The 24,998-nt window shown below is 64.0% G+C and carries 22 protein-coding genes; 11 read left to right on the forward strand and 11 right to left on the reverse strand.

Annotation, left to right across the window (positions count from 1 at the left end):
* The first annotated feature begins 60 nt into the window (after positions 1 to 60).
* Complete coding sequence (locus FG486_RS13425) at positions 61 to 1,206, forward strand: sterol desaturase family protein (RefSeq protein WP_181267848.1); 1,146 nt, start codon at positions 61 to 63, stop codon at positions 1,204 to 1,206.
* Between the two features lie 212 nt (positions 1,207 to 1,418).
* On the forward strand, positions 1,419 to 3,143 hold the full coding sequence (locus FG486_RS13430; RefSeq protein ID WP_181267849.1) for a PAS domain-containing protein: 1,725 nt from the start codon (positions 1,419 to 1,421) through the stop codon (positions 3,141 to 3,143).
* A 21-nt stretch (positions 3,144 to 3,164) separates the two neighbouring features.
* Here the strand turns inward: FG486_RS13430 and FG486_RS13435 are convergent, their stop codons facing one another.
* From FG486_RS13435 to FG486_RS13455, 5 genes are all read right to left on the reverse strand, one after another.
* Positions 3,165 to 5,696, reverse strand: coding sequence for a TonB-dependent receptor domain-containing protein (locus tag FG486_RS13435; protein ID WP_181267850.1), 2,532 nt, complete (start codon positions 5,694 to 5,696; stop codon positions 3,165 to 3,167).
* 589 nt (positions 5,697 to 6,285) lie between these two features.
* The gene (rpoD, locus tag FG486_RS13440; RefSeq protein WP_181267851.1) at positions 6,286 to 8,295 is read right to left on the reverse strand and encodes an RNA polymerase sigma factor RpoD; all 2,010 of its coding nucleotides are present in this window, start codon (positions 8,293 to 8,295) and stop codon (positions 6,286 to 6,288) included.
* 169 nt (positions 8,296 to 8,464) lie between these two features.
* A complete protein-coding gene (dnaG, locus tag FG486_RS13445) occupies positions 8,465 to 10,336 on the reverse strand; it encodes a DNA primase (protein WP_181267852.1) in 1,872 nt (623 codons plus the stop codon).
* Between the two features lie 205 nt (positions 10,337 to 10,541).
* A complete protein-coding gene (locus FG486_RS13450) occupies positions 10,542 to 10,898 on the reverse strand; it encodes a GIY-YIG nuclease family protein (protein WP_066276945.1) in 357 nt (118 codons plus the stop codon).
* Between the two features lie 90 nt (positions 10,899 to 10,988).
* Complete coding sequence (locus tag FG486_RS13455; RefSeq protein ID WP_066276941.1) at positions 10,989 to 11,444, reverse strand: GatB/YqeY domain-containing protein; 456 nt, start codon at positions 11,442 to 11,444, stop codon at positions 10,989 to 10,991.
* Between the two features lie 225 nt (positions 11,445 to 11,669).
* On the opposite strand from FG486_RS13455, the gene carA reads away from it, so the two are divergent.
* Both carA and FG486_RS13465 read left to right on the forward strand, forming a co-directional pair.
* On the forward strand, positions 11,670 to 12,848 hold the full coding sequence (carA, locus tag FG486_RS13460) for a glutamine-hydrolyzing carbamoyl-phosphate synthase small subunit (RefSeq protein WP_181267853.1): 1,179 nt from the start codon (positions 11,670 to 11,672) through the stop codon (positions 12,846 to 12,848).
* Positions 12,845 to 13,216, forward strand: coding sequence for a ribonuclease E inhibitor RraB (locus FG486_RS13465; protein ID WP_181267854.1), 372 nt, complete (start codon positions 12,845 to 12,847; stop codon positions 13,214 to 13,216). The genes carA and FG486_RS13465 overlap by 4 nt, the downstream gene beginning before the upstream one ends.
* Before the next feature lie 8 nt (positions 13,217 to 13,224).
* On the opposite strand, the gene FG486_RS13470 is transcribed toward FG486_RS13465, so the two are convergent.
* Complete coding sequence (locus FG486_RS13470; RefSeq protein ID WP_181267855.1) at positions 13,225 to 13,629, reverse strand: PIN domain-containing protein; 405 nt, start codon at positions 13,627 to 13,629, stop codon at positions 13,225 to 13,227.
* Positions 13,626 to 13,952 carry a FitA-like ribbon-helix-helix domain-containing protein gene (locus tag FG486_RS13475; RefSeq protein WP_181267856.1) on the reverse strand — a complete coding sequence of 109 codons (327 nt, stop codon included), beginning with the start codon at positions 13,950 to 13,952 and terminating at the stop codon, positions 13,626 to 13,628. The genes FG486_RS13470 and FG486_RS13475 overlap by 4 nt, the downstream gene beginning before the upstream one ends.
* 60 nt (positions 13,953 to 14,012) lie before the next feature.
* On the opposite strand from FG486_RS13475, the gene carB reads away from it, so the two are divergent.
* The 3 genes from carB to FG486_RS13490 all read left to right on the forward strand — a co-directional run bounded on the left by carB (position 14,013) and on the right by FG486_RS13490 (position 18,631).
* Positions 14,013 to 17,366 (forward strand): carbamoyl-phosphate synthase large subunit, encoded by a 3,354-nt coding sequence (gene carB / locus FG486_RS13480; RefSeq protein WP_181267857.1) that lies wholly within the window; start codon positions 14,013 to 14,015, stop codon positions 17,364 to 17,366.
* A gap of 107 nt (positions 17,367 to 17,473) precedes the next feature.
* On the forward strand, positions 17,474 to 17,950 hold the full coding sequence (gene greA, locus FG486_RS13485; RefSeq protein ID WP_023836660.1) for a transcription elongation factor GreA: 477 nt from the start codon (positions 17,474 to 17,476) through the stop codon (positions 17,948 to 17,950).
* 3 nt (positions 17,951 to 17,953) lie between these two features.
* The gene (locus tag FG486_RS13490; protein ID WP_181267858.1) at positions 17,954 to 18,631 is read left to right on the forward strand and encodes a rhomboid family intramembrane serine protease; all 678 of its coding nucleotides are present in this window, start codon (positions 17,954 to 17,956) and stop codon (positions 18,629 to 18,631) included.
* Positions 18,632 to 18,641: 10 nt separating this feature from the next.
* On the opposite strand, the gene FG486_RS13495 is transcribed toward FG486_RS13490, so the two are convergent.
* From FG486_RS13495 to FG486_RS13510, 4 genes are all read right to left on the reverse strand, one after another.
* Positions 18,642 to 18,866, reverse strand: coding sequence for a DUF4170 domain-containing protein (locus tag FG486_RS13495; RefSeq protein WP_060979067.1), 225 nt, complete (start codon positions 18,864 to 18,866; stop codon positions 18,642 to 18,644).
* A gap of 144 nt (positions 18,867 to 19,010) precedes the next feature.
* Positions 19,011 to 19,385: a hypothetical protein gene (locus FG486_RS13500; protein ID WP_181267859.1), complete on the reverse strand. Its 375-nt coding sequence runs from the start codon at positions 19,383 to 19,385 to the stop codon at positions 19,011 to 19,013.
* Positions 19,382 to 19,819 carry a phage holin family protein gene (locus FG486_RS18210; RefSeq protein WP_181267860.1) on the reverse strand — a complete coding sequence of 146 codons (438 nt, stop codon included), beginning with the start codon at positions 19,817 to 19,819 and terminating at the stop codon, positions 19,382 to 19,384. The genes FG486_RS13500 and FG486_RS18210 overlap by 4 nt, the downstream gene beginning before the upstream one ends.
* A gap of 25 nt (positions 19,820 to 19,844) precedes the next feature.
* Positions 19,845 to 20,438 carry a hypothetical protein gene (locus FG486_RS13510; RefSeq protein ID WP_181267861.1) on the reverse strand — a complete coding sequence of 198 codons (594 nt, stop codon included), beginning with the start codon at positions 20,436 to 20,438 and terminating at the stop codon, positions 19,845 to 19,847.
* Positions 20,439 to 20,664: 226 nt separating this feature from the next.
* Here FG486_RS13510 and eno point away from each other — a divergent pair, with 226 nt between their 5' ends.
* The 4 genes from eno (at position 20,665) to FG486_RS13530 (ending at position 24,973) form a co-directional block, all read left to right on the forward strand.
* The gene (gene eno, locus FG486_RS13515) at positions 20,665 to 21,939 is read left to right on the forward strand and encodes a phosphopyruvate hydratase (RefSeq protein WP_181267862.1); all 1,275 of its coding nucleotides are present in this window, start codon (positions 20,665 to 20,667) and stop codon (positions 21,937 to 21,939) included.
* Between the two features lie 105 nt (positions 21,940 to 22,044).
* The gene (locus FG486_RS13520) at positions 22,045 to 22,356 is read left to right on the forward strand and encodes an FtsB family cell division protein (protein ID WP_060979062.1); all 312 of its coding nucleotides are present in this window, start codon (positions 22,045 to 22,047) and stop codon (positions 22,354 to 22,356) included.
* Between the two features lie 218 nt (positions 22,357 to 22,574).
* Positions 22,575 to 23,594, forward strand: a complete 1,020-nt coding sequence (gene pdhA, locus FG486_RS13525; protein WP_241695816.1) for a pyruvate dehydrogenase (acetyl-transferring) E1 component subunit alpha — start codon at positions 22,575 to 22,577, stop codon at positions 23,592 to 23,594.
* A complete protein-coding gene (locus FG486_RS13530) occupies positions 23,594 to 24,973 on the forward strand; it encodes a pyruvate dehydrogenase complex E1 component subunit beta (protein WP_181267864.1) in 1,380 nt (459 codons plus the stop codon). Before pdhA ends, FG486_RS13530 begins: the two co-directional genes overlap by 1 nt.
* The last annotated feature ends 25 nt before the right edge of the window (positions 24,974 to 24,998 follow it).

Here is a 24,998-nt window from a genome sequence, read left to right on the forward strand (position 1 = left end):
TCAAGCTCGCGGAACATCCCCTAACCATATGTTTGCGCTTGGCCGTCATGCTCGCGCGCGATGACCGCAGAGCAATGGCTGACCCGGATATTCGCAGATCGCGCGCCGCGCCGCTTCGGCAGCGGCTGGTGGAGCGGTGTGCTTTCGATCGCGCTGGGGTTGCTCAGCGTCGCGGCGGTGCTGTGCCTGCACTTTCCGCAATGGCTGACCATGCCCGAACTGCGCGCGCGCTACCCGCTGCCGCTGGTGCGCAGTGCGATCGACAGCGCGATCCTGGTGACGCTGGGGCTGGCGGGGCTGTCGATGCTGCTGCGGCGGCGCAAGGCGCTCGGTCTGGCGGGTCTGGTGCTGGCCGGGCTCGCGTTGGCGCTGGGGGCAGGCGGGGTCGCCATTCCCGACGCCCGCCCGACCCGGGTGCATATCGGGCTCGACTGGTTCGTGCTCGGCACGCTGACCACGGCTGCCTTGTTCGTTCCGCTCGAACGCGCGTTCGCGCTACGGCGCGAGCAGGGGCCGTTCCGCAAGGGATGGCTGACCGACGCGACCTATTTCTTCATGAGCCACGCGCTGGTTCAGTTGATGTCGTTGCTGGTGCTGGTGCCGGCGACCTGGGCTGGGCAGAAGCTGGCCATCGCGCCGGTCCAGACGATGGCCCAGATGCTGCCGCTGGCGGTGCAGTTCGCGCTCATCGTGCTGGTCGCCGATCTGGCGCAATATGCGGTGCACCGCGCCTTTCATGCCGTGCCGCTGCTGTGGCGCTTTCACCGCGTGCACCATTCGGTCACACACATGGACTGGCTCGCCGGATCGCGGCTGCATCTGGTCGATGTCGTCGTCACCCGCGGCCTCGTGCTGCTGCCGATCGTGATGCTCGGCTTCGATCCCGTGGCCGTCTTTGCCTATCTGGGCTTCGTTTCGCTGCACGCGGTGTTCATCCATGCCAATTTCGCGCCGCGCAGCCCCTGGCTGGAACGCTGGATCGCCATGCCGCGCTATCATCACTGGCACCATGCCATCGAACCCGTGGCAACCGACAAGAATTTCGCGGTACATCTGCCGATGATCGACCGCTGGTTCGGAACGCATTACATGCCGGACCAGCAATGGCCGAATGGCTATGGCGTTGCCGGACTTTCGCTGCCCGACGGCTATGGCAAACAGTTCCTTTCGCCGCTTGCAAATCCGCACCGATCGGACGGCAATTGATTAACACGGATCAATTTGCAGAATAACATCCTGATGTCGGCAGATTAGCCCGGCTCCGGCCTTGGTCTGCCGCTGCACATTTCATTGGACGTCATGCCATTTGGACGCATAGACCAGAATTGGACCGAGCGGCGCCGTCATTGTCAGGCTGGTGACTGACGAGCGATTCGTGGAAGCGGGAGCATCTGGTGGATCAGGTTCGGGCTTCACGCGTGCAGGAGGCAACCGATGCCGCCGAACTCGATGCGCTCTACGCCCGGGCGCCGCTTGGCCTGGGGCTGATCGACCGGGAACTGCGCTTTGTGCGCGTCAATCCGGCGCTGGCGGACATGAACGGGTTCTCGCCCGAAGAACATGTCGGCAAGAAGGTCTGGGATCTGGTTCCCGATTTGCGCGCGATCGCCGAGCCGATGCTGCTCAAGGTGATCGAGAGCGGCGAGCCGTTGCGCGATGTGGCCATTACGGGAACGACGCTGGCCCATCCCGGCGAAATCCGCGAATGGCGCGAGCAATTCTATCCGATCTTCGTCGGTGACGGGGAGGTCAGCGGCATCGGCATCATCTGCGAGGACGTCACCGACCGCCGCCGCCAGGATCGCGAAATTCGCGAGCGCGAGGACAAGCTGCGCCGCGTGCTCGACCAGCTGTTCGCCTTTGTCGGCGTTCTGACGCTCGACGGCGAGGTCGATTATGCCAATCGTGCGCCGCTCGACGCGGCCGGGCTGCAGCTTGCGGATGTCGCGGGCAAGCCTTTCTGGGATGCGCCCTGGTGGTCCTATGACGCCGAGGTGCAGGCGCGGCTCAAGCTCGCGATCGAAGCCGCCCGCGCGGGCGAGCTGGTGCGCTATGACGTGCCGGTGATGCTCGGCCATGCCCCGGTGACGATCGATTTCCAGCTTGCGCCGTTGCGCGATTCTTCCGGCGCGATCACCGGTCTGATCCCTTCGGGCACCATCATCGAGGAGCGCGTGCAGGCGCAAAGGGCGCTGCGCGCGCTGGCGGACGATCTGGAAATCACCGTCGCGCGGCGCACGGCAGCGCTGCATGCGGCGAACGCGCAGCTGAAAGAGGAGATCGCCCAGCGCGAGGCGGCGCAGGACGCGCTGATCCGCAGCCAGAAGATGGAGGCGATGGGCCGGCTGGTTGCGGGTGTGGCGCATGATTTCAACAACATCCTGGCGGCTGTGCTGAGCGGCCTGTCGCTGATCGGGCGGCGGCTCGACGACCCCGAGGCTCTGAAGCTGGTCGATATGAGCACCAATGCCGCGATGCGCGGCACGGGGCTGGTCAAGCAATTGCTCGCCTTTGCGCGGCAGCAGCGACTCGATCCCGAGCGGATCGACGTGTCCGCCTTTCTGAAGGAACTGGAGCCGCTGCTCGGGGTCTCGGCGGGGTCCGGGATCAGCGTTGCGATCGAGGACGATGGCGCCTGCGGTGCCATCATCGCCGATGCCGCGCAGCTCCAGTCGGCGCTGCTCAACCTTGTCATCAACGCGCGCGATGCCATGCCCGATGGCGGGGCGGTGCGCATTGTCGCCCGTGCGGTACGCGCGCCCGGCGACGAGGCATTGCCCGAGCTTGCAGAGGGCGACTATGCCGCGATCAGCGTGATCGACAACGGAACGGGCATGGCTCCCGAAACGCTGGCGCGCGTGGCTGAACCGTTCTTCACCACCAAGCAGGTCGGCAAGGGGACCGGCCTTGGCGTGCCGATGGTGCATGGCTTCACGCATCAGTCGGGCGGTGGCCTCAGGATCGAGAGTGAACTCGGCAAGGGCACAGCGATGACGCTGTTCCTGCCCCGCGCGACTGGCGCCGATGCCCATGCGGGAGCGGATGCTGATGCGGGAGCGGATGCTGATGCGGGAGCGGATGCTGATGCGGGAGCGGACTTCCATACGCAGTCAGGCGCTGCCGGGCTCCCCGACAGCGCCTGACCGTTCCCTCCCTCCCGGAAGTCAGAAATCGAAGCGGAATGAGGCGGAGATCGTCCGTCCGTTGATCGCCCGGGCAAAGCCGATGCCATTGGCCGGAACGCTCGCCTGGTTCACTTCGAAGATACCGAGCGTGTTGAACACGTTGTTGGCGTTGACCTGCAGGCTGCCGCCCTTGAACAGCTTGACATGGCCGAACAGGTCGACCGTCGTGAAGCCCGGCATGACCAGCAGGTTGGAATCCTGCGCGAAGCTCTTGGTCACCCCGGCAATGCTGGCACCGATCACTGCGCGGCCCAGATCGACCGAGGGCGTCGCGAAGAAGGTCCAGTCGGGCTGGTGGCGCGGTTCCTTGCCGGTCAGGGTCGGATCGAGCAGGTCGCGCGTGATCTTGGCCTTGGTGTAGGTCGCGCCGATCATCAGGCTGAACGGCCCCCTGTGCACGCCGCCTTCCATCTCGATGCCGGTGGCGCGGTAGCGCCGGTCGGTCCGGTTCGCCGCGCCGTTGATCACATTGTGGTCGGCTGCCGTGACGCGGAACGCCGTGGCGTTGAAGGTGAAGCCGTCCTTGCGGAACTTGAAGCCGCCTTCGAGCTGCTTCACATTGTCCTGCTTGTCGGTGTTGCTGCGGATGCCGCCGGTGGCATTGTTGATCAGCGGCGTGAACAACACCTTGTCGGCATTGGCACGCGCGCCCTTGCTGTACCGCGCGAAGAGCGAAAAGGGCTCGGCCGCGCGATAGTTGATCCCGCCCGAATAGCTGAGATAACCGTAGTTATAGTTCACCGCGCCGGGCTGGGTGAAGGGCAGGAAGGCAACGCGGTTTTCGGCCGGGTTGATCACGCCGTCGCGGTTGATATCCTGGGTTATCAGACCGACGCTGCCGTTGTTGAGGTCCGCGCCGACCAGGCTGCCGCGTACGCGACCGGTATCGTAGCGCAGGCTCCCGCCGATCGCGAACTTGCCGAACTGGTAGTTAACCGATCCGTAAGGCGCGAACACGCGATAGTTCACATCGAACGCGCGGCGGAAAAGGCTGGTCGCGCGGGCAAAGGCGAAATAGCCGTTGAGCGTTTGGGGCTGACCAGCCGCGTTGAAGATATCGACCTGCGCCGTGCCATTATTGCCGTTGGCATCGATGTTCATCGCGGTGTGGAGCCAGGTGGTGTTGAGGTCCTGTGTCGCCAGATAGGCCCCGAGCGTGGTGGTCAGCTTGCCGTCGGGCAGTTCCCACACCTTCGAGGCGCGGACATCGTTGGTGAAATTGTCGAGCGAGCGCGCACGGACGAACGAGAAGAAATAGAGCGAGAGCAGACCGTTGCCGTTGATCAGGCCATTGGGGTTGATCAGCTGGCCTGCCAGCGGGCCGCTCGCATAGCGTGCAAACGCTCCGGCTCCGCCCTGGCCTGCGGCAAAGGCCGACACGGTATTGGCGGTGTTGGGGAAGCCGCGGCTGAAATCGCCGCCATTGGCCGCATAGCGCATGCGCTCGGTGATCGTCCAGCCGGCCACCTCGAACTGGGCCTCAAGCCCGATCGACTTGGATTCGGCGCTCTGGCCAGTGGCCACCGGGAAGGCGGCCGGGCTGTTGTTCTGGTCCAGCGTGATCACCGGTCCCAGGAACGAGGACAGGATGGTGTCGTCACGCAGGTCGAAGCCCGGGAAGCTGCGGATACGCGGATTGGCGTTGGTGCCGGTGATATTGGCGAAATACGGAGCGAAGGTCGGCGAACGGTCGTCGAGATACTTGAGATACAGCCGAACATAGCCGTTCTCGAACTCGCGGGTGATGTTGAACTTGACCTGGCCGCCCTTCCAGCCGTCAAAGCCATTGTTGCGCGGGCCTTCGCCCTGGCGATAGAAGCCGCCGATATGGAAGCGGGTGTTCTCGCCCAGCTTGCCGCCATAAGTGAAATCGACGCGCTTGGTGTCGAAATCGAGGCCGGTGGTGAACTGCACCGCGCCGCCTTCGACATCGCCGGTGCGCGACAGCACGTTGATCAGGCCGCCGGGCGAGTTCGACGCGAAGGTCGAGGCCGAGCCGCCGCGGATCGTCTCGATCGCGTTCACGGTCAGGTCGTTGCGGAGGTAGACGTCGGCGCCCACGTTGAACAGGTCGGCAAACTCCAGCAACGGCAGGCCGTCTTCCTGGATCTGCATGTATTTCGATCCACCGGCGGCGAGCGGAAGCCCGCGCACGGTATAGTTGTTGTTGCCTTCGCCGATGCTGGTCGCGACGCGCAGGCCGGCCATGGTACGCAGCACCTCGCCGATCGGGCGCGGTCCAAGCAGCGTGATGTCATCGCCGCGCAGCGCGCTGGTCGAGGTCGCGCTATCGAGCCGGTCGCGGCCCTTGGCCACGCCGGTCGAAAAAAGTTCCTGCGCGGGTTTTGCGGCAGCGCCCCCCGATTGCTGCGCAGCATCGGCCTCTGCTGCCTCGGTCGCGGCGCTATCGGTGATCGCGCTCTCGGAAGCCGTAGCGGAGGCGGTTGCCGCCCATGCCGGCGCGGCCAGCGCGCAGTAAGATGTAACCAGCAGCAATGCTGTCTTGGACATGATGTATTTCCCCTGCTCAAGCCAGCGCCCTCACGCCGGCATCCTCTTGTCAGGGCTGCTCCCTTGCCCCGACGCTTCAACGGCTATGCGGGGATGGTAAATTTTGTGTTTACTCCAAAATTGAGGGGTTTCCGTTCAAGGCATTGATAAATAAATCAAAATCCAGGCGCTCATTTTCGTCGCGACACCAGATCTCATGCATTATTGGGGGTTGGTATCGCCGTAAGCAGGGCTTTTTGCGGGGCGGCGCGACGTGCAGCAAAAGGAATCGACGCTTCTATTCTGATTCGGTACCTGTCGTTTTCTGCTTTAGCCGAGCTTAAATCCGGCACTCACGGTCAATCAGGCGTCAGCGCTACCGTTCCGCCATCGCGGCTCAACCATTGTGCACCCGAATATTGCGGCTGGCCCCGCTTCGCTGAAGACCGCTCCTGCGACGTTCATGGGGTAGGGCGCGTGTGCTGTGGGAAGCACCGCGCCGCATGGGTCTTGAGCCCCGCGCGACACCAACCGCTGTGCCAGCGCATGATGACCATGATTGCTGCATTGCTCGATCTACCGGCTAGTCGCTGGCGCGCGGCACAGACGCTTACTGATCCAGGAAGCTCCGCATCTTGCGCGAGCGGCTCGGGTGCTTGAGCTTGCGCAGCGCCTTGGCCTCGATCTGGCGGATACGTTCGCGGGTCACCGAGAACTGCTGGCCGACTTCCTCAAGCGTGTGGTCTGTGTTCATGCCGATGCCGAAACGCATGCGCAGCACGCGTTCCTCGCGCGGGGTCAGCGAAGCGAGCACGCGGGTGACCGTTTCCTTGAGGTTCGCCTGGATCGCGGCGTCCACCGGGATGATCGCGTTCTTGTCCTCGATGAAATCGCCGAGATGCGAATCCTCCTCGTCGCCGATCGGCGTTTCAAGGCTGATCGGTTCCTTGGCGATCTTCATCACCTTGCGAACCTTCTCGAGCGGCATCGAAAGACGCTCGGCCATTTCTTCCGGCGTCGGTTCGCGGCCCTGTTCGTGCAGGAACTGGCGGCTGGTGCGGACCAGCTTGTTGATCGTCTCGATCATGTGCACCGGAATGCGGATGGTGCGCGCCTGATCGGCGATCGAACGCGTGATCGCCTGACGGATCCACCAGGTCGCATAGGTCGAGAACTTGTAGCCGCGGCGATACTCGAACTTGTCGACCGCCTTCATCAGGCCGATATTGCCTTCCTGGATCAGGTCGAGGAACTGCAGGCCGCGATTGGTGTATTTCTTGGCGATCGAGATGACGAGGCGCAGGTTCGCCTCGACCATTTCCTTCTTGGCGATCCGCGCCTCGCGCTCGCCCTTCTGGACCATGTTGACGATGCGGCGGAACTCGCCGAGCGACATGCCGGTGGCGGCCGCGATGTCCGAAATCTCTGCGCGGATGCGATCGACGGCGCTCGCCTCATTGGCGACGAAATTGGCCCATTTCTTGTCGATGCCGGCCATGGATTCGAGCCACGCCTCGTCCATCTCGTGCCCGACATAGCGGTCGAGGAAATCCTTGCGCGGCACCTTGTGACGCTCGGCCAGACGCAGCATCTGGCCGCCCAAAGCGGTCAGCCGACGGTTGAACGAATAGAGCTGATCGACCAGATACTCGATCTTGTTGGCGTGGAACTGGACCGATTCCACCTCGGCGGTCAGCTCCTCGCGCAGCTTCTGATACTGCTTTTCCTTCGCCGCCGGGAAGTCGTCGCCGATGCTGAGCGCGTTGAGGCGCTCGCCCTGGATCTTCTCGAACTTGCGGAAGAGCGCGGTGATCTGCGCGAACTTCTCAAGCGCCGCCGGTTTCAGCTGCGCTTCCATCTGCGCCAGCGAAAGCGTGTTGTCTTCCTCGTCATCCTCTTCGGGGCGACGGGTGCGACGCTCGGTCAGCTCGTCTTCCTCGTCCTCCGAATCGGTGACTTCCTCGACCTCGTCCTCGTCCTTGAAGCTGGGGCCGGCGGTCTTCTCGCTGATCTCGCCATCGTCGTCGCCGTCCTCGGACAGGCTTTCGGGCGCGGGGTCCTTGGAAAGCATCGCATCGAGATCGAGGATCTCGCGCAGCTGCATCTCGCCATCATTCAGCGCGGTCGACCATTCGATGATCGCGTGGAAGGTGATCGGGCTTTCGCACAGGCCCAGGATCATCGTGTCGCGCCCGGCCTCGATGCGCTTGGCGATCGCGATTTCGCCCTCGCGGCTGAGCAGCTCGACGGCGCCCATCTCGCGCAGGTACATGCGCACCGGGTCATCGGTGCGGTCCATCGTCTCCTTCTTCTTTTCGGGAGAGATGTTGAGCTGTTCGGAACCGTCATCGACGGCATCGCTGTCGTCGACCGGCTGTTCTTCCGCGCCTTCCTCGTCATTCTCGACGATGTTGACGCCCATTTCGGAGATCGCGGACATCACGTCCTCAATCTGTTCGGACGACATCTGGTCCTGCGGCAGGGCCTCGTTCAGCTCGTCATAGGTGATGTAGCCGCGCTTCTTGGCGCGCGCGAGCAGCTTCTTGACCGACGCTTCGTTGAGGTCGATCAGCGGGGCATCGGTGCCGTCGGTCTTGGGGTCTTTCGGTTCCTTGGCCAATTTGCGTACTTCCTGTCACCTGTGCCGCCGCGGGCTGCGTCCAAGCCTGCGGAGAATTTGCTTTGTTATCAGACCCAAAGGGTCCGTTTCAAATATTTCGCGCTCGTCCCGTATCCGCCTTGATCGCATGGGGTCTGAACCGCGGCGAGGGCATGCAGCCCGTCCCGTGTCAGCCTCGCTCCGTCAGTTCGATCAGGCGCTGGTCAAACGCTTCCTTTCTTGCCCTTAGCTGCTGCTGCTCCAAAAACAAACCGTCTTGCATGTCATTTTCGAATCGGCGCGTCACATCCTGCAACGCCGCCTCCAGCCTGGGGCGGGTAATCATCACTTCGATCGCCTCGGCAAAGTCTTCCGCAATCCGGGCCTCGCGCAGTTGATCGGGTGGCTCGATCGCCGGGATGCAGAAGGAAAACGGCGGCTTTCCGCCCGATTTCAGCCTGTCCACCGCGTCTGCCAGCCCCCTGGATTGCAATATGGTCATCAGCGCGGACGGATCAAGACCGTCTGTACCGGGGCGGTGCGACGCATCGAGCAGCGCATCGAGCAGGTCGGCCCAGCGGTCGGCAAGGGTGACGAATTCGCTCAGCGTTTCGCTGTGCCGGGCGATCAGCGCCGGGCGGTATATCAGCCCGATGAGCACGCCGCGCACGATCAGGTCGCTCATCGGCTGGCGGCTGAACGCGCGCAGCTCCTCGCTCGGCGGCACGGGCTCGTCGCGGCGCTGCCAGCCCTTGCCCGAAGCGCCGCGCTGCTGCGGCGCGCGGGCGGGCGATGGCGCGCGCGCGGCAAAGAACAGGTCAGAAAAGCGCTGGCCGATCTCGCGGCGATAGAGCGCCTTGATGTCGCCATCGGCAATCGTGTCGGCATGCGCGTTCAATCGCGCCTTGAACCCGGCGCGCGCCTCCGGACTGGCGAGCGGCTGGGCGTTGAGCTCGTGCGACCAGAGATGGTCGAGCAGCCCCGTTGCCTGGTCGAGGCACGAGGCAAAGGCCTGCGGGCCCGAGGCGCGGACGAGATCGTCTGGGTCCTGTCCGCCGGGCAGCGAGACGAAGCCCAGCGACAATCCTGGCTTGAGCAGCGGAAGCGCGCGCGTCGCGGCGCGCATCGCCGCCTTCTGCCCGGCATTGTCGCCATCGAAGCACAGCAGTGGGCGATCAACCATCTTCCACAGTCGTTCGATCTGATGCTCGGTGAGCGCGGTGCCGAGCGGCGCGACGCATTCGCCAAAGCCCGCCTGGGCGAGCGCGATCACGTCCATATAGCCTTCGACCACCACTACGCGCCCGCTCTGGCGCGAGGCGGGGGCGGCGAGGTGCAGGTTGTAAAGCGTTCGGCCCTTGTCGAACAAAGGCGTGTCGGGCGAGTTCAGATATTTGGGCTCGCCCGCGCCCAGGATGCGCCCGCCGAACGCGATCACCCGCCCGCGCGGATCGCGGATCGGAATCATGATGCGGCCGCGGAAACGGTCATAAGGCGCCTTGTCGTCGACCTTGATCAGCAGCCCCGCCTCGATCAGCAGCTCCTCGTCGAGATGGCCGAGCGCGGACTTGATGCCGGTGCGGCTGTCGGGCGCGAAGCCGATGCCGAAGCGCGCGATGGTCTCGGCCGTCAGCCCCCGGTTTTTCAGATACGCGCGCGCCTCTTCGCCTGCCGCGCTGCCGAGCTGCGCGACGAACCAATCCTGCGCCGCCTGGCAGACATCGTGCAGCGTTGCGCGCGCCTCGGCCTGGCGCGCGGCGCGCGGATCGGGCGCGGGCACGCTCATCCCCGCTTCGGCGGCGAGCTCCTTGACCGCATCCATGAAGCCCAGGCCCTGATGATCGGTCATGAACCGGATCGCATCGCCATGCGCCCCGCAGCCGAAGCAATGGTAGAAGCCCTTGTCGTCGTTGATTGTGAAGCTGGGCGTCTTCTCGTTATGAAAGGGGCAGCACGCCTTGTACTCGCGCCCCGCGCGCTGCACCTTCACATGCCGCCCGATCAGCGTGGACAGCGTGATCCTCGACCTCAGTTCATCCAGCCATTGCGGGGATAGGGTCATGCGGAGGTGCGCCCGTCGATTGCGGCAGGGACGTTCCCAACTTGGACTGTGTCGAGCCCTACGCAAAGCTGTTTTTCGCTTAAGGTGGTAGAGGATGAGGTGATATACTGATGTTGCGCATACGTCCCTCGACTTCGCTCGGGACAAACGAGAAGGGGTGCGCGTGCTCCTGAATAAGGTGATAGACGGTTAATGCAGGGTTTGCTCATGGAAGCTCAGCTTTCCCCTCGTCAGCCTTGCCGAACCCACCTCCGTTTGTCCCGAGCGAAGTCGAGGGACGTTCGTGAGGCGGTCGCGAATAATGACTGACCATTTTCCAATCGCCATTGATCAAACCGATCTTCTTGGCGCGAGACCAGGACTTTAGCTGTTTCTCGACCTCGATCGCGTCCCCACGGGTCTGGTAATACTCGCTCCAAACCAGCTCCACGGGTCGCCTGCGCGACGTGAAATCGCAGAACCCGCCATGCTGGTGCTCGCCCATTCTCCGCTCTAGGTCGTCGGTCTGGCCGGTATAGAATTTTCCGTCTGCGCATTGGAGGATATAGACCCAGAAAGCCATGTAGTGCCTCGTGATGGGTTGCGCATACGTCCCTCGACTTCGCTCGGGACAAACGGAGTTAGAGCTTTGGCAACGCCCGAAACGTTGCCCTCAGCCCGCCAGGGCCTCCTTCACCCAGGCGCTCGCCTTGCTCATGTCGAGTTCGCTGCCATGGCGCGATTTCACTTCGGCCATGACCTTGCCCATGTCCTTGAGGCTGGCCGCGCCCGTATCGGCGACGACCTTGGCGATTGCGGCCTTTGCTGCCGCCTCGTCCATCTGCGCGGGCAGGAATTCCTCGATCACCGCGACCTCGGCCGCTTCCTGCGCGGCGAGTTCGGCGCGGCCGCCCTGTTCGTACATGGCGATCGATTCGCGGCGCTGCTTGATCATCTTCTGCAGCACCTCGGTGACCATCGCATCGTCATCCGCCGGCGCGGCCTGGGTGCGCAGTTCGATGTCGCGGTCCTTGATCTTGGCGAGGATCAGCCGGACGGCCGCCGTGCGCTCCTTGTCGCCGGCCTTCATGGCAGAGACCTGCGCAGCTTTCAGCGAATCGCGAATCATGCGCGCGAACCTTTCTTTTCCCGTGGATTTTGGAACAAGCGTTCAACCTAGCTGGATAAAAATGTTTTTCATAGATTGACCGTGCAAGCCACCCGCGCCTAGTGACCCGCCAATTTGGCCGCTGTCCGGCAGGGCGCGTCACAGGGCTTTGGCCCCGCATCATCCTGCCATATCCTGCGGCCCGGCACATTCGCGACTCATACCGCAAGGCAAGGAACACGAACCATGGCGCACGCCACCACCTCCGCTCAACCCCAAGGCGCGACCGGCCTGTTGCTGCTGGCCGATGGCACCGCGATCTGGGGCAGGGGCTTTGGTGCTGCCGGGGCCAAGGCGGGTGAGGTGTGCTTCAACACCTCGATCACCGGCTATCAGGAAATCCTGACTGACCCGAGCTATGCCGGGCAGATCATCACCTTCACCTTCCCGCATATCGGCAATGTCGGCGCGAACCCCGAGGATATCGAGGCCGATGTGCCGCACGCGCTGGGCTGCATCGTGCGCCAGGACGTGACCAACCCCAGCAGCTTCCGGTCCGCACAGCATTTCAGCGACTGGCTGAGTGCCAATAACCAGATCGGCATTTCGGGCGTCGATACCCGCGCGCTCACCCGCCGCATCCGCGAGGCAGGCGCGCCCAATGCAGTGATCGCGCACGCGCCCGATGGCGTGTTCGACATGCCTGCGCTGCTCGCGCTGGCGCAGGGCTGGCCGGGGCTGGAGGGCATGGACCTCGCGATCGAAGTCACCGGCGCCAAGACGCGCGGCTGGGACGGCGGCAAGTGGACCTTGGGTCATGGTTATGCCGCGATGGGCGAGGGCGAGCGTCCGCATGTCGTCGCGATCGATTATGGCGCGAAGCACAATATCTTCCGTTCGCTGGTCGAGGCGGGCGCGAAGGTGACCGTGGTCCCGGCCAAGACCTCGCTCGAGGAGATCGTTGCGCTCGAACCGGCGGGCGTGTTCCTCTCGAACGGCCCGGGCGATCCCGCCGCGACCGGTGTCTATGCGGTGCCGGTGATCCAGGGTCTGCTCGAGCGCGACATTCCGATCTTCGGCATCTGCCTCGGCCATCAGCTGCTCGGCCTTGCCGCCGGCGCGCGCACGCTCAAGATGCACCAGGGCCATCGTGGCGCGAACCATCCGGTCAAGCGGCTGGAAACGGGTGTGGTCGAGATCACGAGCATGAACCACGGCTTCGCGGTCGACGCCGCGACGCTGCCCGCCAATGTCGTCGAGACGCATGTGTCGCTGTTCGACGGCAGCAATTGCGGCATCGCGTTTACGGACAAGAACGCTTTCGGCGTGCAATACCATCCCGAAGCCTCGCCGGGTCCGCAGGACAGCTTCTACCTGTTCGAGAAGTTCGTGCATGGCCTCAAGGCTCCGGCGACCGCCGCGTGACGATCAAGCTCCCCCCCGTCGATCCTGCCCGTATGGAGCAGGAATGGGCCGCCGATCAGGATGTGCTGCGCAATCTGGCCGCCAATGGCGATCAGGCGAGCATCCGCCGTTCGGTGGACGTGAGCTTTCGCGGGTCCGAAGCCAATCTGGAGCGGCTGTCCGAAGCGGCGGAGGAGCTGGGGCTGACCGAGCTTGGCCACGAGGATGACGAGCAGGGCGGCGATCCCTGGCTGTTCCTCGAGCGGGTGCAGGCGGTCGACGAAAAGTCAATCCGCGCGCTCACCGAACTGTGCCTGCAGATCGAGCAGCTGTTCGACCTCGAATATGATGGCTGGGGCTGCGAAGCCCAGACCGGCACGGTGCATTGATGGCGCGGTCAATCCTGCCAGGGATTGATCAGGCGGACGCCCGTCCAGGCGAAATCCGCCGTGTTGCGCGTGGCGACGGGAATGTTGCGGACGATGGCCTGCGCGGCGATCTGCGCATCGAGCGTATTGCCGCCCAAAGTGCGCTGGGCCGCAAGCTGGCCGAAGACATGCGCGTCATGGCGATCGAACGGGACGATGCGATCGGCATAGTCGGTTTCCAGCTGGGCAAGCCAGCGTTCGAGCCGCGGCCGAAACGATCTGGCGTTGGGCTTTTCGAAGCCCGCCCGGATTTCGGCAATGACGAGGACGGAAAGCAACAGGCGTTCATCATTGTTGGCGAGCCAGGTGATCACACCCGGCTCTCCGTTTCGGGAAACCATTTCGCTCCAGACGTTGGTGTCGACCAGGATCACTCAAAGTCTTTCGGGTCGAATTCGAAATTGGTCAGCGGCTCCGGCTTGCGCGGTTCGGGCTCCCAGTCGATGCCGCGGCCCAGCTCGATCAGCCGTTCGATCCGCGCGCGGCTTTCGGCCCTGGCCTCGGGCGTTCTTTCGGGCGGGAAGCTCTGGAACGGCACCGATGCGTCAGTGACCGCCGATGCAACCGGGGCCATGCCCGCCGCCTCGATGACGAGCTGGCGCAGATGCTCTTCCATCGATCGGCCATGCGCAGCCGCCACTTGGCGGAAGCGCAGCTTGGCCTCGTCGGGCAGATTACGAACGGTCAGGCTGGCCATCGCCGCCTCCTCGAAATGATTTCAATGCAATCAATGTATACAAAGAGAGCACGATAAACAATGCCCAAGCGCACCGACATAGACAGCATCCTGATCATCGGCGCCGGCCCGATCATCATCGGCCAGGCGTGCGAGTTCGATTATTCGGGCACGCAGGCGTGCAAGGCGCTGAAGGAGGAGGGCTATCGCATCGTCCTCGTCAACTCCAACCCCGCGACGATCATGACCGATCCCGACATGGCCGATGCGACCTATGTCGAGCCCATCACCCCCGAGATCGTCGCCAAGATCATCGCCAAGGAGCGCGCCGAGCGCCCCAATGAGAAGCTGGTGGTGCTGCCGACCATGGGCGGGCAGACCGCGCTCAACACCGCGCTGGCGCTCGATGCCAATGGTACGCTCGAGAAATACGATGTCGAGCTGATCGGCGCCAAGGCCGAGGCGATCGACAAGGCCGAGGACCGGCAGAAGTTCCGCGAGGCGATGGACAAGATCGGGCTGGAATCGGCGCGGTCGGGCATCGCGCATACGGTCGAGGAGGCGCTGGCGGTGCTCGAACGTACCGGCCTGCCCTCGATCATCCGGCCCAGCTTCACCATGGGCGGCACCGGCGGCGGAATTGCGTACAACCGCGACGAGTTCGTCCAGATCGTCACCGGCGGGCTCGACGCCTCGCCGACCACCGAGGTGTTGATCGAGGAATCGCTGCTCGGCTGGAAAGAATATGAAATGGAGGTCGTTCGCGACAAGAACGACAATGCCATCATCATCTGCTCGATCGAGAATGTCGATCCGATGGGCGTGCACACCGGCGATTCCATCACGGTCGCGCCCGCGCTGACGCTGACCGACAAGGAATATCAGATCATGCGCTCGGCCAGCATCGCGGTGCTGCGCGAGATCGGCGTCGAGACGGGCGGTTCGAACGTGCAGTTCGCGGTCAACCCGAAGGACGGCCGCCTGATCGTCATCGAGATGAACCCGCGCGTGTCGCGCTCCTCGGCGCTCGCCTCGAAGGCGACGGGTTTCCCGATCGCCAAGGTCGCGGCCAAGCTGGCGGTGGGATACACGCTTGACGAGATCACCAACGACATTACCGGCGCGACGCCTGCCAGCTTCGAGCCGACGATCGACTATGTCGTCACCAAGATTCCGCGCTTCGCCTTCGAGAAGTTCAAGGGATCGAGCCCGCTGCTCGGCACCGCGATGAAATCGGTGGGCGAAGTGATGGCGATCGGCCGCAACTTCCAGGAATCGGTGCAGAAGGCGCTGCGCGGTCTCGAGACCGGCCTGAGTGGGTTCAATTTCGTCGATCATCTCGTCGGGGCGCCGCACGAGGACATCGTCGCCGAACTCAGCCAGGCGACGCCCGACCGGTTGCTCATCGCGGCGCAGGCGCTGCGCGAGGGCATGACCGTCGAGCAGATCCATGCCGTCGCCAAGTTCGATCCCTGGTTCCTCGAACAGATCAAGCAGATCGTCGATGCCGAGGCCGAGGTGCTCGCTGATGGCCTTCCGCGCGATGCGGCGGGGATGCGCCGGCTCAAGTCGATGGGCTTTTCCGACAAGCGCCTCGCCTATCTCGCGCTCAAGTCGGCCAATCTGCGGCCGGGCATGGGCCATGCCCTTGCGCGCGGGTCGGGCATGGTGCGCGATGCGGTCGTTGCGATGACCGGCGGCGTTACCGAGGAGGAGGTGCGCGCGCTGCGCCACAAGCTTGGCGTGCGCCCGGTGTTCAAGCGCATCGATACCTGCGCCGCCGAGTTCGCGGCCAAGACGCCGTACATGTATTCGACCTATGAGGCCCCGACATTTGGCGAGCCCGAATGCGAGAGCCAGCCGACCGAACGGCGCAAGGTCGTGATCCTGGGGGGCGGGCCCAACCGCATCGGCCAGGGCATCGAATTCGACTATTGCTGCTGCCATGCCTGTTTTGCGCTGGGCGACGCCGGGTTCGAGACGATCATGGTCAACTGCAACCCGGAAACCGTCTCGACCGACTATGACACGTCGGACCGGCTCTATTTCGAGCCGCTCACGGCAGAAGACGTGCTCGAACTGCTAGATGTCGAGCGTTCGACCGGCGAGCTGGTCGGCGTGATCGTGCAGTTCGGCGGGCAGACCCCGCTCAAGCTCGCCCAGGCGCTGGAGGATGCGGGCATCCCGATCCTGGGCACTTCGCCCGATGCGATCGACCTGGCCGAAGACCGCGAGCGCTTTGCCAAGCTGGTCGACAAGCTTGGCCTGAAACAGCCCGCCAACGGCATCGCGCGCAGCCGCGAGGAGGCGATCGCGGTCGCCAACCGCATCGGCTATCCGGTGCTGATCCGCCCGTCCTATGTGCTCGGCGGGCGCGCGATGGAGATCGTCGACGGCCAGGCGCAGCTGGAAAGCTATATCGCCACCGCGGTGCAGGTCTCGGGCGACAGTCCGGTGCTGATCGACCAGTATCTGCGCGATGCGATCGAGGTCGATGTCGATGCGATCTGCGACGGCCGGGATGTCGCGATCGCCGGCGTGATGCAGCATATCGAGGAGGCTGGCGTCCATTCGGGCGACAGCGCGTGCAGCCTGCCGCCCTACAGCCTGAGCAGTGACATCATCGCCGAGATGGAGCGCCAGACCAGGCTGCTCGCCGAGGGATTGAAGGTGCGCGGGCTGATGAACATCCAGTTCGCGGTCAAGAACGGCCAGGTTTACCTGATCGAGGTCAATCCGCGCGCAAGCCGCACGGTGCCGTTCGTCGCCAAGGCGATCGGCCAGCCGGTGGCCAAATATGCCGCGCGGGTGATGGCGGGCGAGATGCTGGCCAATCTGCCGGTGATCGATCGCAATATCGATCACATGGCGGTCAAGGAGGCGGTCTTCCCCTGGGCGCGCTTTGCCGGAGTCGATCCGGTGCTGAGCCCCGAGATGAAGTCCACGGGCGAAGTCATGGGCATCGACAAGGATTTCGCCACGGCCTTTGCCAAGGCACAGATCGGCGCCGGGCTGACGCTGCCGACCAAGGGCACGGTGTTCATCTCGGTCAAGGACAGCGACAAGCCGGTGATTCTGGAAGCCGCGCGCGGGCTGATCGAACTCGGCATGGACATTGTCGCGACCGGCGGCACCGCGCGCTATCTTTCCGACAATGGCGTGGAGCTGACCGAGGTCAACAAGGTGGCGCAGGGCCGCCCGCATATCGTCGACAAGATCAAGGACGGCGAGATCGCGCTGATCTTCAACACCACCGAGGGCTGGCAGAGCCTGAAGGACTCGCAATCGATCCGCGCCAGCGCGCTGACGGGGAAGATTCCGTATTTCACCACGGCAGCTGCCAGCGTCGCGGCGGTCAAGGCCATGGCGTCGCTTGCGGCGACAAGCCTTGAAGTAAAGCCGCTTCAGGCCTATAATAAACGGCCTGACGCTTGAGCCCCCCGACAAGTCGTTACCCTGATGCGGCCCCGTTCGAGGGCCGCTAAAGGCATTATTGTCGGACGTTCGGCTTCGCGTCGGCCAAGGATGAAGGGATATGCCGAATGGCAACCGTCGATAAGCTGCCGATGCTGGCAGAAGGTTATGAAAAGCTCTCGCGCGAGCTGAAGGCGCTCAAGGAAGAACGTCCGCTGATCGTCGAGGCGATCGAGGAAGCGCGCGCGCATGGCGATCTTTCGGAAAATGCCGAATATCACGCCGCCAAGGAGCGCCAGGGCCAGGTCGAGGCGACCATTGCCGATCTGGAAGGCAAGCTGAGCCGTGCGCAGATCATCGATCCGACCACGCTTTCGGGCGACAAGATCGTGTTCGGCGCGACCGTGACGCTGCTCGACGAGGACGACAAGCCGGTCAAGTACCAGATTGTCGGCGAAGCCGAGGCAGACGCGCGCAAGGGCAGGATCAGCTATTCGAGCCCGCTGGGCCGCGCGCTGATCGGCCGTCAGCTCGACGACGAGGTCGAGGTGAGCGTGCCTTCGGGCGACAAGTTCTACCTCGTGTCCAAGATCGAGTTCATCTGAACCATGCCCGCCGTGCCGCAGCGGTCGGCAACCAATTTTCTCGTGATCGCCAATGTGCTGGTCTGGCTGGTGGGCTTTACCACCGGCTGGACCGAACCGATGCAGATCGAGGGCGGGTTCTGGTCGGCGCGGCTGCATGACGCGCTATACGGGCATTCGAGCGCGCTGCCGGTCGATTATCCATGGGTCGTGCCGGTCTGGCTGACGCCGTTCACCTCGGCCTTTCTGCATGCCGGGCTGTTTCACCTTGCCATGAACATGCTGGCGTTGATCGTGATCGGGCGGATCGTCGAACTGGCGCTCGGCTGGGAGCGGTATCTGCTGCTCTATGGCGCAGGGATGATCGCCGCTGCGGCCATGCATTACGCGATCGACCCGGTATCGATGGTGCCGGTGGTGGGCGCGAGCGGCGCGATTTCGGCGCTGATGGCGGCCTATTTCCTGCTTTTCTCGCGCCGCAAGCCGCCCGCGATCGGCCCGGTCCCGCAGATCGTCGTCCACATGGCATGGCTGATGGCCGCGTGGATCGGAATCAACCTGCTCAGCCAGCTCGCCTTTGCGGGCACTGCGCTCGGTATCGCCATCTGGGCGCATATCGGCGGTTTTGCCGCGGGCCTGCTGCTCGCGGTGCCGCTCGTGCGCAGCCACCAGGTCCGGCGGCCGCGGCACGATATTCCCTGATCGGATAGGGTCAGCTGGCGGGCGTTTCTTCCGGATCGAGCAGCCGGTGCAGGTGCACGATCACATAGCGCATTTCGGCATCGTCGACGGTGGCCTGGGCCTTGCTGCGCCAGGCTTCCTCAGCGCTGGCATAATCGGGATAGACGCCGACAAGGTCCATCTTGTCGAGTTCGCAATAATCGAGGGTTTGGGGGTCGCTGACGCGTCCGCCCATGACGAGATGAAGTTTGCTCATGTGAATATGCGTCCCTGACAGATGAAACGGATGCCGGGCGGCATCCTCTCCCTTGCGACAGGGTGTTGCGTGCCGTGCCCCATCGCGTTGCTGGGGCGCGCCATAATGCGGTTGCGCGGGATTTTCCAGCCCTGTTGCGCGCTGTCAGCGCTTGCCGGTGCTGCGCAGAGCGTCGCGGGCCTTTTCCGCTTGCGCCCTGGCCTTGTCGGCCAGCGGCGCGGCCGCCTTGGCGATCGGCTTGCGCGCCAGGAACAGCCCGCCAAGCAGACCGGCCAGCGCGATCTTCCAGCGGTGCGTCCAGGCGAGACCCGCAGCCTGATCGGCGGCATTGCCGATCTTCTCGGCGGCGGTCTCGATCGCCTCGTCGCGCAGATTGGCGGGGGCAAAGCGATCCTTGGCGCGGGCCAGGGCCTTTTGCCACTGGCTGCGCGCAGCGAGGCGACGCGCGGAAACCTCGGCAAGGCTTTCGGCGCCATCGTCATCGTGATCGTGCGGCGTGCTGTGCAAGGGCTCGGTCATGCAGAGGCTTTCGTCTCGTCGGCAGCAGCATTCTCGTCGGCGAACAGCGCTCCGACCCTGCCGATGCGCCGGACCGCGAGCCAGAAGGCGAGCACCGCGAGGATCAGCGTAGCGAGCACGGTCGCCCCCATCGCGCCCCATGCGCCGAGATAGGGGATGAGCGCAATCATGGTGCCCACCACCAGCGCGATCAGCGCGCAGCCGATCAGCACCAGCCCGACAAACACCAGCGCCGCCATCGCACGGACCTGGCGCCCGGCGGCGGCCATGCGCGCCTTCTGGAAGCTGATTTCTGCATCGATCAGTTCGCGGCCATCGGCGTAGAGGCCGTGCAACTGTTCGAGCAGCCCGAGTTTGTCCGCTTCCGTCTCGGGCAGAGGCGGCGGATCGGACGCGCCCGGGCCTGGCGCGGTGTCGGGAATGGTCTGGGTCACGGGTGGAGCGGTCCGGACTGGGCGCTCAACGCCGCTTGCCGAACACCGACGAGAGTATCTTGGCGACTACCAAGCTGGCGACCGCAGCGATGCCTGCGGCAGCAACCGGCTTGGTGCGGACGAATTCGCGCGTATCCTCGGCGATTTCCTCGACCGGCTTGGCGCGCAGCCGCTCGGCCGCGTCGGTGACGCTTTGCGCCGCGCTGCGGGCATAGTCGCCATATTTGGGGCCGATATTGTCGTCGATCGCGCCGGCGCTGTCGTTCAGGATCTGCGCGATGCTGTTGACCGCATCACAGGCCATGTCCTTGACATCGCTCGCCACGTCCTTGGCCTTGCCGCCCATGTCTTCGGGGATCATTGCGCTCACCTTTTCGGAAACCTGTTGAAATGCGTTGCTCGACTGCGCGGCGACGGTCGCACCGGCGGCAGCGACGCCGCTCGACACGAGCACCGCGCTGTTTGGGGTAGGGGTCACTTCGGCGGGTTTTTCCGCAGCGGGCTTGGGAGCCGCCTTGCGCTTCGGGGCGGCCGGCTTCGCGGCACCGTCACCAGTTGCGGCCTTTTTAGCGCGCGGCTTTTTCGGCGCGGCTGCAGCCTTGGTTTCTTCTTCGGACATGAATTCCTCCTCAAGCTTGAGGGCAGACGCATGAAGCGCCGCCACGGTTCCGCTTGCCCAAGTTATATTCTGGCCTCTCCCGGCATATTTTCAAGCGCTTTCGCGGCCGCAGCAACGCGACTTTACAGCGCCTCTCGGGATCACCTGCGCCTGTTGCAAAGACGCGGCCCACCGCCTAGAGGGGCGCCATCCTTCCACCCACCACATACCGGAAAGAGTGCCGCTTATGACCGCGATCATGGACATCCACGCCCGCCAGATTCTCGACAGCCGCGGCAACCCCACGGTCGAGGTCGACGTGCTGCTCGAAGACGGTAGCTTTGGTCGCGCCGGTGTGCCTTCCGGCGCATCGACCGGTGCCTATGAGGCGGTCGAGAAGCGCGACGGCGACAAGTCCATGTATCTGGGCAAGGGCGTGACCCAGGCCGTCGACATGGTGAATACCGAGATTTTCGAAGCGATTGTCGGTCTTGATGCTGAGGATCAGCGCGATATCGACATGGCGATGATCGCCCTGGACGGCACCGAGAACAAGTCGCGCCTGGGCGCCAACGCGATCCTGGGTGTCAGCCTGGCGGTCGCCAAGGCCGCAGCCGACGCGCGCGGCCTGCCGCTCTACAGCTATGTCGGCGGCGTATCGGCGCACGTCCTGCCGGTTCCGATGATGAACATCATCAATGGCGGCGAACATGCTGACAACCCGATCGATTTCCAGGAATTCATGATCATGCCGGTCGGGGCGGACAGCCTGGCCGAAGCGGTGCGCTGGGGTTCGGAAATCTTCCACACGCTCAAAAAGGGCCTGCGCGAAAAGGGCCTGGCTACCGCGGTTGGTGACGAGGGCGGCTTCGCTCCGAACCTGGCCTCGACCCGCGCCGCGCTCGACTTCATCATGGCCTCGGTCGAGAAGGCCGGGTTCAAGCCGGGCGAGAACGTGATGCTCGCGCTCGATTGCGCCGCGACCGAATTCTTCCGCGACGGCAAGTACGAGATCAGCGGCGAGGGCCTGTCGCTCTCTCCGAGCGAAATGGCCGACTATCTCGGCAAGCTGTGCGCCGAATATCCGATCCGCTCGATCGAGGACGGCATGAGCGAGGACGATTTCGAAGGCTGGCTCGCGGTCACCGAACTGCTCGGCAACAAGGTGCAGCTGGTCGGTGACGACCTGTTCGTCACCAATCCCGAGCGGCTGGCCATGGGCATCGAAAAGGGTCTGGCCAACAGCCTGCTCGTCAAGGTCAACCAGATCGGGACGCTGACCGAAACACTCGAAGCGGTGAACATGGCGCATCGCGCAGGCTATACCGCAGTGATGTCGCACCGGTCGGGTGAGACCGAGGACGCGACCATCGCCGATCTCGCCGTCGCCACCAATTGCGGTCAGATCAAGACCGGTTCGCTCGCGCGCTCGGACCGGCTTGCCAAGTACAACCAGCTGATCCGCATCGAGGAAGAGCTAGGCGCTTCGGCGCATTACGCCGGAGCTGCCATCTTCCGTTGAACAAAACCCGTTTTGTTCCGCGACTTGCAAGGCATTGATCGCATATTTGATTCGGGCTGGCCGTTTCGGCTTGCCAGCCCGAATCAATTGTGATTCAAGAGATTAATGTCGTCGCGCAAACCCGTCATAAAACCCGCAAAACAGGCCATTGCGCCGGGCATCTCGCTCGTCGCGCTGCTCGCCATTGCGGCCTATGCTCTGCTGGGGCCGACGGGCGTGCTCGCCTGGGGCGATTATCGCCAGCGGCTGGAGGTGCAGAAGGTCGAGCTGGCGCGGCTGCAGAAGCAGCGCGATGCGCTGCGCAACCGGGTCGAGCTGCTCGATCCCAAGGCGGTCGATCCCGATCTGGTGAGCGAACTGGTCCGCCGCGAGCTCAATGTCGCACATCCCGACGAGGTCATCGTTCCGCTGAAATAAGCGGCCCCGCAAAAGCGCGGATGCTGCGGGAATATTGCGCAAAAACCGCCTTGGCCGTTGCGTAAACCTCCGCTCTGCTTCTATAGGAAGAGGGTCAATCCTCCCCCTGCCGCATGGCACTGATCCATCAGCGTGAAAGGTTTTCCGTCTTGGTCAAGACACCCGCTGCAAAGCCCGTCCGCAAACCGCCCGCAAAGGCCTCGTCGAAAGCTCCGGTCCTGCCCGAGGAGGGCAGCAATCATCCGCGTCCGCGCAACCCCGAACGCTATGAAGCCAGCCAGGAAGAGCTGCTGCATTTCTACAAGGAAATGCTGCTGATCCGCCGCTTCGAGGAGCGCGCGGGCCAGCTCTACGGCCTGGGCCTGATCGGCGGCTTCTGCCACCTGTATATCGGCCAGGAAGCGGTCGCGGTCGGCCTGCAATCGGCGCTCGAGCCGGGCAAGGACAGCGTGATCACCGGCTATCGCGACCATGGGCACATGCTGGCTTATGGCATCGATCCCAAGATCATCATGGCCGAGCTCACCGGACGCGGCGCGGGCATCTCGCGCGGCAAGGGCGGATCGATGCACATGTTCTCGACCGAGCACAAATTCTATGGCGGCCATGGCATTGTCGGCGCGCAGGTTCCGCTGGGTGCGGGTCTCGCCTTCGGGCACAAATATTCCGAGGATGGCGGCGTGTGCATGGCCTATTTCGGCGATGGCGCGGCCAACCAGGGCCAGGTCTATGAAAGCTTCAACATGGCTGCGCTGTGGAAACTGCCGATCATCTTCGTGATCGAGAATAATGGCTATGCCATGGGCACTAAGGTCGCGCGCAGCAGCGCCGAGACCGAATTCTACCGGCGCGGCGATTCCTTCCGCATCCCCGGCATGCAGGTCAACGGCATGGACGTGCTCGAAGTACGCGGCGCGGCCGAGGCGGCACTCGAATATGTCCGTGGCGGCAATGGCCCGCTGCTGATGGAACTCAAGACCTATCGCTATCGCGGCCATTCCATGTCCGACCCGGCCAAGTATCGCAGCCGCGAGGAGGTGCAGAACGTCAAGGAGAAATCCGACCCGATCGAGGCGGCCAAGGCCGAACTGATCAAGATGGGCGTGAGCGAAGACGCGATGAAGGCGATCGACAAGGAAATCCGCACGATCGTCAGCGAGGCGGCAGATTTTGCCGAAACCTCGCCCGAGCCGGATCCGTCCGAACTGTATACCGATGTGCTGGTGGAGCAATATTGATGGCCATCGAACTGAAAATGCCTGCTTTGTCCCCCACGATGGAAGAGGGGACGCTGGCCAAGTGGCTGGTCAAGGAAGGGGACACCGTGTCTTCCGGCGATATCCTGGCCGAAATCGAGACCGATAAGGCGACGATGGAATTCGAGGCGGTCGATGAAGGCACGATCTCGAAGATCCTGATCGCCGAGGGCACCGACAATGTGAAGGTCGGCGCGGTGATCGCGCTGATCGCGGGCGAAGGCGAGGACGCTTCGGCGGCGGAAGCCGCACCCGCGCCCGCTCCGACCCCGGCGCCCAAGCCCGAGGCGAAAGCCCCGACCGAGAATGTCCAGATCGTCCCCGAAACGCCCAAGCGGGCTGAGGTGAGCGATCCGGCCATTCCCGAAGGCACCGAAATGGTACCGACCACGGTGCGCGAGGCGCTGCGCGATGCGATGGCGGAGGAAATGCGCCGCGACGACCGCGTGTTCGTGATGGGCGAGGAAGTCGCCGAATATCAGGGCGCGTACAAGGTCACCCAGGGGCTGCTCGAGGAATTCGGGCCGCGCCGCGTGATCGACACGCCGATCACCGAATATGGCTTTGCCGGCATCGGTGCGGGCGCGGCGATGGGTGGTCTGCGCCCGGTCATCGAGTTCATGACCTTCAACTTCGCGATGCAGGCGATCGACCATATCATCAACTCGGCGGCCAAGACCAACTACATGTCGGGCGGCCAGATGCGCTGTCCGGTGGTGTTCCGTGGCCCCAATGGCGCTGCGAGCCGCGTCGGCGCGCAGCACAGCCAGAATTTCGGTCCCTGGTATGCCAATGTTCCAGGCCTGATCGTGATCGCGCCCTATGACAGCGCCGATGCGAAGGGCCTGCTCAAGGCGGCGATCCGCACCGAGGACCCGGTCGTGTTCCTGGAGAACGAGCTGGTCTATGGCCGCACCTTCGATGTGCCCAAGCTCGAAGACCATGTCCTGCCGATCGGCAAGGCGCGGATCATGCGCGAAGGCTCGGACGTCACCATCGTCAGCTATTCGATCGGCGTCGGCGTCGCGCTCGAGGCGGCGGAGAAGCTGGCGGCCGAGGGCATCGATGCCGAGGTGGTCGATTTGCGCACGCTGCGTCCGCTCGACACCGCGACCGTGCTCGAAAGCCTGAAGAAGACCAACCGCATGGTGGTGGTCGAGGAAGGCTGGCCGGTCTGCTCGATCGCGTCGGAAATCTGCGCGGTGGCGATGGAGCAGGGCTTTGACGATCTCGACGCGCCGGTGCTGCGCGTGACCAACGAGGACGTGCCGCTGCCTTATGCCGCGAACCTGGAGAAGCTCGCACTGGTCGACAGCGCGCGCGTGATCGCGGCGGTGAAGAAGGTCACCTACAAGGGCTGAGCGCGACCTGCATCATAATATCGGC

It is taken from the genome of Blastomonas ursincola, assembly GCF_013607875.1.
In the GTDB taxonomy this organism is placed as follows: Bacteria; Pseudomonadota; Alphaproteobacteria; order Sphingomonadales; family Sphingomonadaceae; genus Blastomonas; species Blastomonas ursincola.

Excerpts from the sequence above, each read along its gene's own strand:
- FG486_RS13435 (WP_181267850.1), bottom strand. The coding sequence starts at position 5,696 with ATGTCCAAGACAGCATTGCTGCTGGTTACATCTTACTGCGCGCTGGCC.
- eno (WP_181267862.1), top strand. The coding sequence starts at position 20,665 with ATGACCGCGATCATGGACATCCACGCCCGCCAGATTCTCGACAGCCGC.
- FG486_RS13455 (WP_066276941.1), bottom strand. The coding sequence starts at position 11,444 with ATGATTCGCGATTCGCTGAAAGCTGCGCAGGTCTCTGCCATGAAGGCC.
- FG486_RS13495 (WP_060979067.1), bottom strand. The coding sequence starts at position 18,866 with ATGAGCAAACTTCATCTCGTCATGGGCGGACGCGTCAGCGACCCCCAA.
- carB (WP_181267857.1), top strand. The coding sequence starts at position 14,013 with ATGCCCAAGCGCACCGACATAGACAGCATCCTGATCATCGGCGCCGGC.
- carA (WP_181267853.1), top strand. The coding sequence starts at position 11,670 with ATGGCGCACGCCACCACCTCCGCTCAACCCCAAGGCGCGACCGGCCTG.
- FG486_RS13520 (WP_060979062.1), top strand. The coding sequence starts at position 22,045 with ATGTCGTCGCGCAAACCCGTCATAAAACCCGCAAAACAGGCCATTGCG.
- FG486_RS13425 (WP_181267848.1), top strand. The coding sequence starts at position 61 with ATGACCGCAGAGCAATGGCTGACCCGGATATTCGCAGATCGCGCGCCG.
- greA (WP_023836660.1), top strand. The coding sequence starts at position 17,474 with ATGGCAACCGTCGATAAGCTGCCGATGCTGGCAGAAGGTTATGAAAAG.
- FG486_RS13450 (WP_066276945.1), bottom strand. The coding sequence starts at position 10,898 with ATGGCTTTCTGGGTCTATATCCTCCAATGCGCAGACGGAAAATTCTAT.
- dnaG (WP_181267852.1), bottom strand. The coding sequence starts at position 10,336 with ATGACCCTATCCCCGCAATGGCTGGATGAACTGAGGTCGAGGATCACG.
- FG486_RS13475 (WP_181267856.1), bottom strand. The coding sequence starts at position 13,952 with ATGGCCAGCCTGACCGTTCGTAATCTGCCCGACGAGGCCAAGCTGCGC.
- FG486_RS13490 (WP_181267858.1), top strand. The coding sequence starts at position 17,954 with ATGCCCGCCGTGCCGCAGCGGTCGGCAACCAATTTTCTCGTGATCGCC.
- FG486_RS13500 (WP_181267859.1), bottom strand. The coding sequence starts at position 19,385 with ATGACCGAGCCCTTGCACAGCACGCCGCACGATCACGATGACGATGGC.
- FG486_RS13530 (WP_181267864.1), top strand. The coding sequence starts at position 23,594 with ATGGCCATCGAACTGAAAATGCCTGCTTTGTCCCCCACGATGGAAGAG.
- FG486_RS13510 (WP_181267861.1), bottom strand. The coding sequence starts at position 20,438 with ATGTCCGAAGAAGAAACCAAGGCTGCAGCCGCGCCGAAAAAGCCGCGC.